This is a genomic window from Curtobacterium sp. MCLR17_055 (assembly GCF_003234305.1).
Lineage (GTDB): Bacteria > Actinomycetota > Actinomycetes > Actinomycetales > Microbacteriaceae > Curtobacterium > Curtobacterium flaccumfaciens.
Window position 1 is genome coordinate 1 of sequence record NZ_QKSX01000008.1, and the last position, 13,213, is coordinate 13,213.

General features: G+C 72.3%; 12 protein-coding genes. 5 read left to right on the forward strand and 7 right to left on the reverse strand.

The features are described from left to right. Window positions 1-144: 144 nt before the first annotated feature. Both DEJ09_RS08410 and DEJ09_RS08415 read left to right on the forward strand, forming a co-directional pair. The gene (locus tag DEJ09_RS08410) at window positions 145-711 is read left to right on the forward strand and encodes a TIGR03086 family metal-binding protein (protein ID WP_110864494.1); all 567 of its coding nucleotides are present in this window, start codon (window positions 145-147) and stop codon (window positions 709-711) included. Next, window positions 708-1,697, forward strand: a complete 990-nt coding sequence (locus DEJ09_RS08415) for an aldo/keto reductase (protein WP_110864493.1) — start codon at window positions 708-710, stop codon at window positions 1,695-1,697. Before DEJ09_RS08410 ends, DEJ09_RS08415 begins: the two co-directional genes overlap by 4 nt. Before the next feature lie 82 nt (window positions 1,698-1,779). Here DEJ09_RS08415 and DEJ09_RS08420 read toward each other — a convergent pair whose 3' ends face one another. Then, a complete protein-coding gene (locus tag DEJ09_RS08420) occupies window positions 1,780-2,706 on the reverse strand; it encodes an oxygenase MpaB family protein (RefSeq protein ID WP_111088182.1) in 927 nt (308 codons plus the stop codon). A 95-nt stretch (window positions 2,707-2,801) separates the two neighbouring features. Here DEJ09_RS08420 and DEJ09_RS08425 point away from each other — a divergent pair, with 95 nt between their 5' ends. Continuing rightward, complete coding sequence (locus tag DEJ09_RS08425; protein WP_111022668.1) at window positions 2,802-4,484, forward strand: long-chain-fatty-acid--CoA ligase; 1,683 nt, start codon at window positions 2,802-2,804, stop codon at window positions 4,482-4,484. Between the two features lie 73 nt (window positions 4,485-4,557). On the opposite strand, the gene DEJ09_RS08430 is transcribed toward DEJ09_RS08425, so the two are convergent. The 4 genes from DEJ09_RS08430 to DEJ09_RS08445 form a co-directional block, all read right to left on the reverse strand. Continuing rightward, complete coding sequence (locus tag DEJ09_RS08430) at window positions 4,558-5,565, reverse strand: DMT family transporter (protein ID WP_111046350.1); 1,008 nt, start codon at window positions 5,563-5,565, stop codon at window positions 4,558-4,560. Next, window positions 5,562-7,463, reverse strand: a complete 1,902-nt coding sequence (locus DEJ09_RS08435) for an amino acid transporter (protein ID WP_250897460.1) — start codon at window positions 7,461-7,463, stop codon at window positions 5,562-5,564. The genes DEJ09_RS08430 and DEJ09_RS08435 overlap by 4 nt, the downstream gene beginning before the upstream one ends. 154 nt (window positions 7,464-7,617) lie before the next feature. Continuing rightward, a complete protein-coding gene (locus DEJ09_RS08440) occupies window positions 7,618-7,896 on the reverse strand; it encodes a hypothetical protein (protein WP_111031136.1) in 279 nt (92 codons plus the stop codon). Window positions 7,897-7,907: 11 nt separating this feature from the next. Next, window positions 7,908-9,302, reverse strand: coding sequence for a PspC domain-containing protein (locus tag DEJ09_RS08445; RefSeq protein WP_181433312.1), 1,395 nt, complete (start codon window positions 9,300-9,302; stop codon window positions 7,908-7,910). 114 nt (window positions 9,303-9,416) lie between these two features. Here DEJ09_RS08445 and DEJ09_RS08450 point away from each other — a divergent pair, with 114 nt between their 5' ends. Next, on the forward strand, window positions 9,417-10,652 hold the full coding sequence (locus DEJ09_RS08450) for an ATP-binding protein (RefSeq protein ID WP_111088184.1): 1,236 nt from the start codon (window positions 9,417-9,419) through the stop codon (window positions 10,650-10,652). Continuing rightward, complete coding sequence (locus DEJ09_RS08455) at window positions 10,649-11,311, forward strand: response regulator transcription factor (RefSeq protein ID WP_110864486.1); 663 nt, start codon at window positions 10,649-10,651, stop codon at window positions 11,309-11,311. The genes DEJ09_RS08450 and DEJ09_RS08455 overlap by 4 nt, the downstream gene beginning before the upstream one ends. 15 nt (window positions 11,312-11,326) lie before the next feature. Here the strand turns inward: DEJ09_RS08455 and DEJ09_RS08460 are convergent, their stop codons facing one another. Continuing rightward, window positions 11,327-12,175 carry an ABC transporter permease gene (locus tag DEJ09_RS08460; protein ID WP_051596514.1) on the reverse strand — a complete coding sequence of 283 codons (849 nt, stop codon included), beginning with the start codon at window positions 12,173-12,175 and terminating at the stop codon, window positions 11,327-11,329. Then, on the reverse strand, window positions 12,172-13,173 hold the full coding sequence (locus DEJ09_RS08465) for an ATP-binding cassette domain-containing protein (protein ID WP_111088185.1): 1,002 nt from the start codon (window positions 13,171-13,173) through the stop codon (window positions 12,172-12,174). Before DEJ09_RS08465 ends, DEJ09_RS08460 begins: the two co-directional genes overlap by 4 nt. Between the last annotated feature and the right edge of the window lie 40 nt (window positions 13,174-13,213).

Here is a 13,213-nt window from a genome sequence, read left to right on the forward strand (position 1 = left end):
GTCAGATGTGTATAAGAGACAGCCCCCGCGCCCGCGTAGCGTTGGCACGTGCGACGGCACCGAGGGGAATCCGCACGCCGGACCCCGAGTTGCACGAGAAGCACCGACCACGAGCACGCCCGCACGACGAACAGGAGCACCACCATGGCCACCGACTGGATCGCGATGCAGGCCCTCGCGGCAGCCGAGTTCGGCCGCCGCGTCGCCGCCGTCGCCGACTGGGACGCCCCCACCCCCGACTCCGAGTGGACCACCCGCGACCTCGTCGCCCACGTCGTCGACGAGCAGCGCTGGATCCCGAAGCTCCTGACCGGGTGCGACTACGCCCAGGCCCAGGCCGACCTCGAGCCGATCGGCGACGACCTGGTGGCCGAGTGGCACCGGTTCGCCACCGCGGCGACCGACGCCTGGCGGAACGCCCCGCAGGACACCCCCGTGCACCTCAGCACCGACGTCGTCCCCGCCGCGCAGTACCTCACCGAGCAGACGAGCGACATCACGATCCACACGTGGGACCTCGCCCGGGCGACCGGCACCGAGGAGTCCCTGCCCGACGAGCTCGTCCGCGCCGTGTGGGAGTACTTCGAGCCGCAGATCGAGGACCTCGCCGCCACCGGCCTGTACGCGCCCCCGGTGGACGTCACCGAGGACTCCCCGCTCCAGGTCCGCCTGCTCGCCGTCACAGGTCGCGATGCCAGAGTGACGGCATGACCACCGACACGAAGCGCCTCGGCAACTCGGGGCTCGAGATCAGCAGCGTCGTCCTCGGCATGATGTCGTACGGCGACCCGGACCGCGGCTCGCACGCCTGGAGCGTCGGCATCGACGAGGCCCGCCCGTTCGTCCGCCGCGCGTTCGAGGCCGGCATCACGACCTTCGACACCGCGAACGTCTACTCGGACGGCAGCAGCGAGGAGATCACCGGCACGCTCCTCGCCGAGCTGGCTCCGCGCGAGGACGTCCAGGTCTTCACGAAGGTCTTCAACCGGATGCGTCCCGGCCGGAACGGCGCCGGGCTGTCCCGCGCGGCGATCATGCACGAGATCGACGCGTCCCTGACCCGCCTGGGCACGGACTACGTCGACCTGTACCAGATCCACCGCTTCGACCCGGTGACGCCGATCGAGGAGACCATGGAGGCCCTCCACGACGTCGTCAAGGCCGGCAAGGCGCGCTACATCGGCGCGAGCAGCATGTGGGCGTGGCAGTTCGCCGAGATGCAGCACACCGCCGAGCGCCACGGCTGGACGAAGTTCGTGAGCATGCAGGACCAGTACAACCTGCTCGAACGCGAGGAGGAGCGCGAGATGCTCCCCTTCTGCGAGCACACCGGCGTCGGCGTGATCCCGTGGAGCCCCCTCGCCCGCGGCCGCGTCACCCGCCCCTGGGACGCCTCCGGGTCCGGCTCGCGCGCGCAGACCGACGAGTTCGGCAAGACCCTGTACAAGCAGGACGAGGACGCCAACCGTGCGATCGTCGACGCGGTCGAGGCCGTCGCCACCGAGCGCGGCGTCCCGATGGCGCAGGTCGCCCTGGCCTGGGTCGCCGGCAAGCCCGCGGTCTCCGCGCCCATCGTCGGCGCGACGAAGGAGCACCACATCGACGACGCGGTGGCCGCAGCGTCGCTGACGCTCACCGACGACGAGGTCACGCGACTCGAGTCCGCCTACACGCCCCGGGTGCCGTCGGGTTTCTGACGCCCCCACGAGCGGACGGGAGGCACGGTGCCAGCTGGCACCGTGCCTCCCGTCCGTCAGGTGGTCACGGTGACCGCCGTGGTCAGGCGACCGCGCTGCCGTCGGCGCGCTGCAGGCGCGCGATGCGCCGCCGCGCGGCCCGTTCGGAACCGGTCTGGTCGTCGAGCACCGCACCGATCCCGTCGAGCACGAGCTTCGTGGTGCGGACCACCGGCAGCTCGACCGGGCCGACGATCGGCGCACGGAGGCCGAGGAGCGAGCGGTGCCGCGGGTCGAGCGTGGACACCGCTCCCTGGAACACCGCGCGGTAGCCGGGCCGCAGCAGACGGGAGAGCGGCGGGTCCTTGATGAACCGCACGACGTCACGGGTGCGCGAGTCGACCAGGAGTTCGCCGCGGTCGAGGTACCCGTTCATCTGGGCACGGAGCTCCGCCTCGGACTCGGGCGGGTCGACGATGCGCATGAGCCGCCCGGCCTCGGCCCACTCGCGGACGTAGGCGTCGGCGCCGCCGGGGATCGGGCCTCCCCAGCGCTGGGCGGCGCGGAGGAACGCATCCGTGAAGGCGAGGTGCACCCACCGCGCCAGGTCCGGGTCGTTCGCCGCGTAGGGGCGGGCGGTGCCGTGCGCGTCGACGTACTGCCCGCGGACCCGCTCGTGCAGCCGGAGCACCCAGTCGCTGCCGCTGCGGGCGGTCTGCCGGTCGCCGTACGTGACCGTCGCGATCCACCGGCTGGTGCCCGCCAGGCGACCGAACGGGTCCTCGCGGTACCGGGAGTGGTCGGCGACGCCGGCGAGCGCGCCGGGGTGCAGCGCCTGGACGAGCAGTGCCCGTACACCGGCGACGATGCCGTGGCTGCCGCCGTGCACCGCCCACGTGGCCGAGCCCGGACCGAAGAAGCCCGCGTCGGTGCCGTGTTCCAGGTCGTCCATCCAGGCTTCCGTGCCGGTCGAACCACCCGTGAACGTCCGGTTGAGGCGGGATCGGAAGACGTCGGAGACAGTGGACATGTCGTCATGTTCCGTCCGTCACCTGGGCGCGGGGGTGGCATCGCGCAAAGTGGCCCTCCCAGCGTGCACGGGGGTGGCCCACTAGGTTGGGTCGGGTGAGCATCGACACGCCTCGTCCCTGGCTTGCCTCGTACGCCCCGGGGGTCCCGCACGACATCGAGGAACAGAGTGGTTCCCTGTACGACCTGGTCGAGCAGTCGGCCCGGAAGTTCCCCAGGCAGGTCGCCCTCGAGTTCTTCAAGCGCACCACGAGCTACGCCGACCTCGAGGAGCAGATCCTCCGTGCGGCGAACGGCCTGCGGAAGCTGGGCGTGGGCGCGGGCGACCGCGTGGCCATCGTCCTGCCGAACTGCCCGCAGCACATCGTGGCGTTCTACGCGGTGCTGCGGCTCGGCGCGATCGTGGTCGAGCACAACCCGCTGTACACGCCGCGGGAACTCCGCCACCAGTTCGAGGACCACGGCGCCAAGGTCGCCATCGCGTGGGACAAGTCCGTCGCGACGCTGCAGGACTTCCCGGCCGACGTGCACCTCGACGCGATCGTCTCGGTCGACATCACCCGGGCCATGCCCCGGAGCACCCGGCTCGCCCTGTCGCTGCCGGTCGCGAAGGCCCGCGAGTCCCGCGCGAAGCTGACGGCGAAGGTCCGCGGCACGGTCAAGTGGGACGACCTCGCCGACACCCGCAAGCTGTCGAAGCGGCACCCGCGGCCGGCCACCGACGACGTCGCGCTGATCCAGTACACGTCCGGCACCACCGGGACGCCGAAGGGCGCGGTGCTGAGCCACCGGAACCTGCTGGCGAACGCCGCGCAGGCCCGGGCGTGGGTGCCGCAGATCCGCCGCGGCGACAACGTCGTGTACGCGGTGCTGCCGATGTTCCACGCCTACGGCCTGACGCTCTGCCTGACCTTCGCGATGAGCATGGCCTCGCGGCTCGTGCTCTTCCCCGCGTTCGACCCCGCCCTCGTCCTGACGGCGATCAAGCGCCACCCGCCGACGTTCCTGCCGGCCGTGCCGCCGATCTACGCCCGGCTGCAGCACGCGGCCGACTCGGCGAAGGTGTCGCTCAAGGGCATCGAGATCGGCATCTCCGGTGCCATGCCGCTGTCGCAGGACATCGTCGAACCGTGGGAGGCCCGGACCGACGGCTACCTGGTCGAGGGCTACGGCCTGTCCGAGTGCTCCCCGGTCCTGATGGCCAACCCGGTCTCCCCCGAGCGTCGACTCGGGTCGATCGGCCTGCCGCTGTCCTCCACCGAGGCGCGCGTGGTCGACCCCGACGACGACACGAAGGTGCTCGGCATCGACGAGCCCGGCGAGCTGCAGGTCCGTGGCCCGCAGGTGTTCCGCGGCTACTGGGGCAAGGCCGAGGCCACCGACGAGGTCTTCACGCCCGACGGCTGGTTCCGCACCGGTGACATCGTGGCCATCGACGCCGACGGGTACGTCCGGATCGTCGACCGCCTCAAGGAACTCATCATCACCGGCGGCTTCAACGTGTCACCGTCCGAGGTCGAGGACACCCTGCTCAAGCACCCCAGCGTCAAGGAGGTCGCAGTCGTCGGCATCACGCAGGGCGGCAACGAGCAGGTCGTCGCGGCCGTCGTGCCGAAGGACCCCTCGACGTTCGACGCGGCCGCGCTCCGGGCCTGGTCACGCGAGCACCTGGCGGCGTACAAGGTGCCGCGCCGGGTCGTCGTGGTCGAGGACCTGCCGCGCTCGATGATCGGCAAGGTGCTGCGGCGGAAGGTGCGGGACCAGATCCTGGACGGCTGACGGGCGCTCCCGGGGCGGCGGCGCTCCGGCTGACGCGCGGGCGCCGCTGCATATCAGCGGGCGCCGCCGCTGATCAGCGGGCGCGCCGCGCGGGCAGCGCCAGCACGGACAGCCCGGCGACCACCAGCACGATGCCGGCCCATCCGCCGACGCCCAGGCGCTCCCCCACCACGAGCACCGCGAGCACCGCGGCCACGACGGGCTCGAGCAGCGACAGCAGCGTCGCGACCGACGCCGTCACCGTCCGGAGGCCGAGCGCGTACAGCGAGTGCCCGATCACCGTCGGCACCAGCGCCAGGTACAGGAACACCGGCCAGTTGCCGGCGTCGGTCAGGAACGGCCCGCCCGCCACCACGGCGAGCACGACGAGCGGCACCGCGGCCACCCCGAACACCGCGCCGACGAGCCCGCGTTCGTTCGGCCCGCGGGCAGCCCGCGCGGCTGCGACCCCGACGTCCCCACCGACCGGCATGCTGTCGGACTCCGCGCGACCGACGGCGATCGGCATCCGGCTCGTCGCGGCGTGCATCCCCCGCGCCACCGCCCACGAGTACAGCGCGTACGTCAGACCGGCGACCAGGGCGCTGCCGACGCCGACCGCGAGTGACCGCCCGCCACCGTCGTGCTCGGAGCGCGCGAGGGTGACGACGACCATGCCGACCACGCTCACCAGGGTGGCGACGACCCACCGCCGGGTGACGCGCCTCCGGTCGGCGACCCACTCGACCAGGCCGGCGAAGACGGGCGACGAGCCGATGGCCAGGGTCGTGCCGAGCGCGACCCCGGCGTCGGCGAGGGCCGCGTAGAACGCGACCGCGTAGACCACGAGCGACGCGGCGCCGAGCAGTGCCCAGCCGCGGGTCCGGCGCTGGGCGACGGCACGCAGCGTGCCCCGACCAGCGGTCGCGGCGAGCACGAGGCCGCCGAGCCCGAAGGTGACCGCACCGAACACGAACGCCGGCACACCGGGCGCGAAGTGCGTCGCGGTCCCGGTGGTGCCCCAGACCGCCGCGGCGACCGCGATCGCCGCCAGGCCGCCGACGGGCCTGGAGGCACGCCCCGCGCCCGGTCCGTGGCTCACGAGACGTGGACGCTCGGCCGTCGGTTCACTTCGGGTTCCGCTTCGCGCAGGACCTCGCGCGTGACGGGGGCGACGTCGCCGGCACCGGTGAACACGAAGCGCAGGGCGTTGCGGATGGGGCTGCCCTCGTTCCACTCGAAGTAGATGCTCGGCACCACCCCGGCGAGGTCGCGGATGGCGAGGAGCGTCGACGCGATGGTGTTCGGGACGTTGCCGGAACGGACCTTGAGCACGCGGAACCCGTGGATGACGTGGCCTTCGACCACCAGGTCCTCTTCGAAGTCGGAGGAGTCGGCGGGCAGGACCTCGAGGAACATCGTCGGCACGCGGGCCGGGATGCCGGAGTCGCGGCGTTCCTCGCGCCCCTTCGCCCGGTACGCCTCGGCCGTTCCGGCGCCGGGTTCGTTGGCGATGATGCAGACGGAGCTGAACTGGTCGGCGTCGGCCTCGACGAACTGGCGCGCGGTCGCGTCGAGCTCGATCGACGATGCCCGGAGCTCGAACGAACGCCGCACGCGCGAGATGAGCGACACCACGACGATCGCGATGATGAAGATCGCCGCGATCCGCACGCCGTCGGGCCGCTCGATCACGTTGGCGACGGTGGTGTAGACGAACACGACCGAGATCACGCCGAACGCGATGGTGCGCTTGCGCTGCTGCTTGCGGCGCGCGGACAGCGTCACCGCGACCGCGGCGCTCGTGATGAGCACGAGCACGCCGGTGGCGTAGGCGCCGCCCTGCGCGTCGACGTCGGCCTGGAAGATGATCGTGATGACGAACGCGATGAGCGTGAAGATGATCACGAGCGGACGCACCGCACGCGCCCACTGCGGTGCCATGCCGTAGCGCGGCAGGAACCGCGGCACCAGGTTGAGGAGCCCCGCCATCGCACTCGCGCCGGCGAACCACAGGATGGCGACGGTCGAGAAGTCGTAGATCGACCCGAACACGCCGCCCATGTACTCGTGCGCCAGGTACGCCAGGGCGCGCCCGTTCGCACCGCCGCCCGGCTGGAACTCGCGCTGCGGGATGAGGAACGTCGTCACGATCGACGACGTGATGAGGAACGAGCTCATGATGAGCGCCGCGACGGTCAGCAGGCGCTTGGTGCCACGGATCCGGCCCTCGGGTCGGTCGCTGGTGTCGTCGGTGGCGTCGCCGCGGACCTGCGGCATCACCGCGACACCGGTCTCGAACCCGGAGAGCCCGAGCGCGAGCTTCGGGAACACGATCAGGGCGATGCCGACCATCACGAGCGGGTTGCCGTGCTGTGCCGTCAGCCCGGACCACCAGTCGCTCGCCACCATCGGGTTCTCGAACACGTGCCAGAGGGCGACGATGATGACGACGGCGTTCAGGGCGAGGAACACCGCGACGAGGCCGACCGCGATGCCGATGGCCTCCTTGAACCCGCGCAGGAACACGATGCCGAGCAGGAGCAGCAGCGCCAGGGTGAGCGGCACCGGGATCTCGGTGAACCAGTGCGGCGTGTACGGGTTCTCGGCGATGTGCGCCGTGGCGTCGGCCGCCGACAGGGTCATCGTGATCATGAAGTCCGTCACGGCGAACCCGAGCAGCACCAGCACGAGCAGCTTGCCGGCCCACCACGGCAGGAGCTTCTCGAGCATCATGATCGACCCGGCGCCCCGGAAGCTGTCGTGCGCGATCCGGCGGTAGACCGGCAGCGCCCCGAACAGCGTGACGAGCACGAGGACGATCGTCGCGATGGGCGACAGCAGCCCCGCGGCGAGCGCGGCGATGGCGGGCTGGTACCCGAGGGTCGAGAAGTAGTCGACACCGGTCAGGCACATGACCCGCCACCACGGATGGGTCTTCTCGACCTCGACCTGGTGCGGGCCCTGGTGGGAGGCTCCCTGGTCGGCCCCGTGCAGCATCCACCGGCGCAGGCGGGTGCTGCGGTCGAGGGGCTGCTCGGTGGCGTCGCGCTGGGCGGCCCGCTCGGCGTCTGTCGCGGTCACGTGGATGATGCTAAGCCGTCCGGGTGACCCCCGTGCACACCCGGACGGTCCTGTGGACGGGGTGCTCCCCCTACCGCCGTGTGCGGGACAGTGTCGCCACGATCCCGGCCACGACCAGCAGCACGCCGGCGGCGATGCAGGCGGCGAGCAGCAGGGTCGTGGTGTCCACTGAGAACATCGGCAGCGCACTCACGGCCATCGCCCCGGCGAACACGAGCATCAGGACACCCCACAGGATCGTGCCGAAGCGCGCGCCACGGCGGGCGGGCCGCCGGACGGGCTCGTCGGGAGCCGCCGGTGGAGCCATCGGCGCAGTCGTCTCGTCGTTGGTCGTTCCGTCGTTCGTCATCGTCCCGTTCCTCACTCGCCGACCGTGATCGCCCGCGGCACGTCGACGCCGCCGCCGAGGATCCACAGGTGCACCGTCGTCGTCTCGTCCGCATCGGCCGTGCGTGCCGCACGGTTCTCGAGCGTGGTGGTCCGGAGCACTCCACCGGCGCCGTCGTCGTCGCCTCCGCCGGTGTCGACGCCGTAGCCGACGCCGCTCACCTCGACCCGCACCGGCACGTCGGTCGGCAGCAGCACGTCGGCCCCGCCGGCGCCCAGCCAGAGGTTCACGTCGCCCCCGACCGCCGACGGTTCGAGCTCGCGGAGGTCCAGCGTCGGACCGCCGGCCAGCATCGCGAAGTTCCGTTCGGTCCCCGGGGCGGCCCGTTCCACCTGCCACGTGGTGCCGCCGATCAGCGAGACCTGGGTGCCGGCGGGCAGGACCCCGGTGACCACCAGGGCCACCGCTGCGACCGTCGAGAACAGTCCGAGCACGTCGTCATCGCGGCCGCGGATCCCGGCGACGATCGTGGCGATCGCCAGCACCGCGAGCGCCGCGGCGATCCCGAGGACCGGGACGGACCACCCGGCCTGCTGCGCCCAGAACGCGACCCCGGCTCCGGCGACGAGCGCGAGTCCGAGGGACACGGCGACGTACGCCGCCCCGGGTCGCCGCTCCACCCGCTCGGCCCGCCGTTCGGCCGCCCGCTCGCGTTCGGCGCGCATCCGCTCCTCGTGCTGCCGTCGCCGGTCCTCGGGGCTCGCGGGTGCACCCCACTGCCAGGAGGCCCGTCCCGCGTCCGTCGCGCTGGTCGCCTCCGCGGTCCACGCGTTCCGGGCGGGGTGCGGCTCCTCGGGGCTGGTCCAGAAGTCCCCCCGCGGTGCAGCGGTCGGGTCATTGCCGGTGCCGGTGCTCGCTGTCCGATCGCCGTCCACCCCGCGTCGGGCCAGGACCACGATGAGCCAGACGATCCCGCCGACGAGCACGATGCTCCACGCGGTGGCCAGGGTCGCCTCGAGCCAGCCGGGCATCCCCCAGGCGTCCGGGACCCCCTGCCACCAGAGGCCGCGGGCGGCGGGCACGAAGGTGAGCGCCACGAAGGCGCCGATCGCGATGAGCGCCGGGTCCAGGACCCCGCGGATCATCCGCTCGACGTGGATGCGTCCGGCGGTGTCGGGCAGCAGCGCCCAGCCGACGGCGTAGGCGAGGAAGACCGGCCCGCCCAGCAGCGCGACGACGATCGTCACGCCGCGGACCACGAGCGGGTCGAGCCCGGCGCGGCGGGCGACGGCACCGCACACGCCGGCGAGCCAGCGGTCGTCGGTGCGCGCGATGCCGAGGCCGCGGACCCAGTCGAAGAACCGGGTCGTCGAGTCGGCGCTGCCGGCGGCGGTGCCGGGAGCGGAGTCGTGCTGGTGATCGGTCATGGCCACCAGCATCCCGGCAGCGGTGCGTCGGCACCATCGGGGTTCCCCCTGACCGGTCCCTGATCCCGGCCCCGAACACTGCTGCGGGGGCCGTCCGGATGCCAGGATTGCCCCATGGCCACCGCGACGATGACGCGCCCGACCCCCAGGGTCGTCGGCGGGGTCTGCAGCGGGTTCGCGGCGCACACCGGGTTGCCGGTCGGGGCCGTCCGGCTCGCGACCGCGGTCCTGGTGGTCTGCGGTGGCGCCGGGCTGCTGCTCTACGCCTGGCTCTGGGCGACCGTGCCGAGCGCCGCCGCCGGGGCAACCGCCGGACGTGCACCGCTCAAGTCCGTGCTGACCCCGGCCGCCGTCGTCGACCAGGACGAGACCACCGCGTCCGCCCAGCGTGCCCCGGTCGTCGAGATCCTGCTCGGCCTGGCCCTGCTCGCCGCCGCCGGCGCGGTGGTCGCAGCGCGGATGGGGGTGGACGTCCCCCTCGAGGTCATCGTCCCCGCCGTCGTGGTCGTCACCGGCGCCGCACTCGCCTGGCGGCAGTTCGACGCACTCCGCAACGTCCGCACGGCCGGGTCCTCCGCCCTCGTCGTCCGGGCGCTCGGGGCCCTGGTGCTCGTCGTCCTCGGCATCCTGCTGTTCTTCACGACGAGCAGCCGCCCGAACGTCTGGACCGTGCTCACCGCGGCGGTGGCCGTCCTGGTCGGGGTCGCCGTCGTGGTCGCCCCGTGGGTGGTCCGACTCGTCCGCGACCTCGCCGAGGAACGCGCCGCCCGCGTCCGCGACCTCGAGCGCGCCGAGTTCGCGGCGCACCTGCACGACTCGGTGCTGCAGACCCTCGCCCTCATCCAGCAGAAGGCCGAGCCGGGTTCGGACGCGGCACGGCTGGCGCGGGCGCAGGAGCGCGAACTGCGGTCCTGGCTCTTCACCGAGCGGGCGGAACCGGCGCGCGACCTCGGCGCGCAGCTGCAGGACGCCGCCGTGGACATCGAGGCCGAGTACCCCGCCCGCATCGAGGTCATCGCGGTCGGACCCGCCCGCAGCGACCTGCCGGACGGGCTCGTCGCCGCCGCCCGCGAGGCGATGCTCAACGCCGCCCGCCACGCCGGTGGGACCGTGAGCGTGTACGCGGAGACCGCCGGTGACCGGGTCGAACTCAGCATCCGCGACCGCGGCCCGGGCTTCGACGTCGACTCCGTGCCCGCGGGCCGGTACGGCGTCCGCGAGTCGATCATCGGCCGGATGCAGCGCCTCGGCGGCCACGCGACCATCGCGCCGGGGCCGGGGCACACCGGCACCGAGGTCCGGCTGACCCTGCCGCTCGCACCCGCGGCCCAGGACGAGGAGCACGCATGACCGAGCCCGCCCCGTTGACCGTCGCGATCGTCGACGACCACTCCATCTTCCGAGCCGGCGTGCGCGCCGGACTGCCACCGGGCCTCCAGGTCGTGGGTGAGGCGGCGACCGTCGACGAAGCCGTGACGCTCGTCGCGGCCACCCGCCCACGCGTCGTCCTGCTCGACGTGCACCTGCCGGGCGGCGCCGGCGGCGGCGGTGCCGAGGTCATCACGCGCTCTGCGCCGGAGAACCCGGACACCCGGTTCCTCGCGTTGAGCGTGTCGGACGCCGCCGACGACGTGGTGCGGGTCATCCGAGCCGGCGCCCGCGGGTACATCACGAAGAGCTCGTCGAGTGCCGAGGTCGCCGAGGCCGTGACCCGTGTGGCGGACGGGGACGCGGTGTTCTCGCCGCGCCTGGCGGGCTTCGTGCTCGACGCGTTCGGAGCGGTCAGCGGCGAGACGGCGCAGCACGACGCCGAGCTGGACCGCCTGTCCGCGCGCGAGCAGGAGGTCATGCGGCTCATCGCGCGGGGGTACGCCTACAAGGAGGTCGCGACGGAGCTGTTCATCTCGGTGAAGACCGTCGAGACACACGTGTCGAAGGTCCTGCGGAAGCTCCAGCTGTCGAACCGGCACGAGCTGACGGCGTGGGCGCTGCAGCGCAAGCTGCTCTGAGCGCCCACGCCGGCGTCACTTCGCGCTGATCCTGGTGTACTTGTTGACCGCCCACGGCACGAAGACCACGAGCATCACGGCGATCCCGATCAGCACGGTCAGCACGGGGTGCTGCATCGTCCAGATGTCCGGCACCGGGGCGGATCCGACGTTGCCGAAGAGCTCTCGCGCGGCCTGCACGAGCGACGACACCGGGTTCCACTCCGCGAACACGCGCAGCACCAGCGGCAGGGTGTCGCTCGGCACGAACGCGTTCGAGATGAACGTCAGCGGGAACAGGATCATGAACGAGGCGTTGTTGATGACCTCCGGCGTCTTGACGCTCATGCCGAGCAGCGCCATGACCCAGCTGAACGCGTAGCTGAACAGCAGCAGCAGGGCGATGCCGGCCAGGAACTCGAGCGGCGACGAGTTCACCCGCCACCCGACCGCGAGCCCGGTGAGCATCATGATCGCCATCGAGATCGAGTTCAGCACGAGGTCGGAGTTGGTCCGCCCGACCAGGACCGCGGACGCCGACATCGGCAGCGTCCGGAACCGGTCGATCAGCCCTTCCTTCAGGTCCTGCGCCATCGCCGACCCGGAGAACGTCGCACCGAACACCACGGTCTGCGCGAAGATCCCCGCCATCAGGAACTGCGTGTAGTCGGTCCCCTGCACCTGGATGGCACCGCCGTAGACCTGGCTGAACAGCAGCACGAACATGATCGGCTGCAGCACGGCGAACACGAGCATGTCCGGCGACCGCTTGAGCTTGATGAGGTTCCGCTTGGTGACGGTCCAGCCGTCCTCGACCCAGACGGCGAGCGGCGAGGTGACGACGACGGGCAGCTGGCGGCCCGGCGCGAGGGACGTGGTGGTCATCGTGCCGTCTCCTTCTGCTTGGTGGCCGCGGGTGCGGCGGCGTCGTCGTCCGTCGCGGCGTGTCCGGTCAGGCGGAGGAAGACGTCGTCGAGGGTCGGGCGTCGCATGCCGGCGTCGTGGAGTTCGATGCCGGCCTCGCCGAGGTCGGCGAGCACGCGCTGCAGGGCGGCCGGACCGGCCTCCACCGCGATGGCACGGGTGCGGCCGTCGCCCGAGGTCTCGACCTCGCCGACCCCGTAGCGGCGCAGCACCGTGGTCGCCGCGTCGCCGTCGGCCTCGTCGACCAGGGTCACGACCACGCGGTGCCCGCCGACCTGCGCCTTGAGATGGTCCGCGGTGCCCTCGGCGATGACGGCCCCGTCGTCGATGACCGCGATGTCGTCGGCGAGCCGATCGGCTTCTTCCAGGTACTGGGTGGTGAGGAGCACCGTCGCCCCCTCGGCCACGAGGTCCTCGATGATGCCCCAGAGCGCCAGACGGCTCCGGGGGTCGAGGCCCGTCGTCGGCTCGTCGAGGAACAGCACGCGCGGGTTCATCACCAGCGCCCCGGCGAGGTCGATGCGTCGCCGCATGCCGCCGGAGAAGCCCTTCACCGGACGGTCCCCCGCCTCGGACAGGTCGAAGACGTCGATGAGCTCCCGGGCACGATCGCGCGCTGTCCTGCGGCCCAGGTGGTAGAGCCGCCCGATCATCTCGAGGTTCTCGAACCCGGTCAGGTTCTCGTCCACCGCGGCGTACTGCCCGGACACCCCGATCGACCGCCGGGTGGCCTGCGGGTCGGCGATCACGTCGATGCCGTCGATCGTCGCGGTGCCCGAGTCGGGCGTGATGAGGGTGGTCAGCACCTTCACCACCGTGGTCTTGCCCGCGCCGTTCGGCCCGAGCAGCGCCTTCACGGTGCCCTGCGGCACCGACAGGTCGAGTCCGGCCAGCGCGTGCACCGGCCCGGACTTCGACTTGTAGGTCTTGGTCAGCCCGGAGGCTTCGATGATGGCCATGTCGCTCCTTCGTCGGACACGGTGGGTACCCGGGGGTCCG

Coding starts and splice junctions, on each gene's coding strand:
- DEJ09_RS08420 (WP_111088182.1), bottom strand. CDS start 2,706: ATGTCCACTGTCTCCGACGTCTTCCGATCCCGCCTCAACCGGACGTTC.
- DEJ09_RS08415 (WP_110864493.1), top strand. CDS start 708: ATGACCACCGACACGAAGCGCCTCGGCAACTCGGGGCTCGAGATCAGC.
- DEJ09_RS08440 (WP_111031136.1), bottom strand. CDS start 7,896: ATGACGAACGACGGAACGACCAACGACGAGACGACTGCGCCGATGGCT.
- DEJ09_RS08445 (WP_181433312.1), bottom strand. CDS start 9,302: ATGACCGATCACCAGCACGACTCCGCTCCCGGCACCGCCGCCGGCAGC.
- DEJ09_RS08410 (WP_110864494.1), top strand. CDS start 145: ATGGCCACCGACTGGATCGCGATGCAGGCCCTCGCGGCAGCCGAGTTC.
- DEJ09_RS08460 (WP_051596514.1), bottom strand. CDS start 12,175: ATGACCACCACGTCCCTCGCGCCGGGCCGCCAGCTGCCCGTCGTCGTC.
- DEJ09_RS08455 (WP_110864486.1), top strand. CDS start 10,649: ATGACCGAGCCCGCCCCGTTGACCGTCGCGATCGTCGACGACCACTCC.
- DEJ09_RS08435 (WP_250897460.1), bottom strand. CDS start 7,463: ATGCTGCACGGGGCCGACCAGGGAGCCTCCCACCAGGGCCCGCACCAG.
- DEJ09_RS08450 (WP_111088184.1), top strand. CDS start 9,417: ATGGCCACCGCGACGATGACGCGCCCGACCCCCAGGGTCGTCGGCGGG.
- DEJ09_RS08465 (WP_111088185.1), bottom strand. CDS start 13,173: ATGGCCATCATCGAAGCCTCCGGGCTGACCAAGACCTACAAGTCGAAG.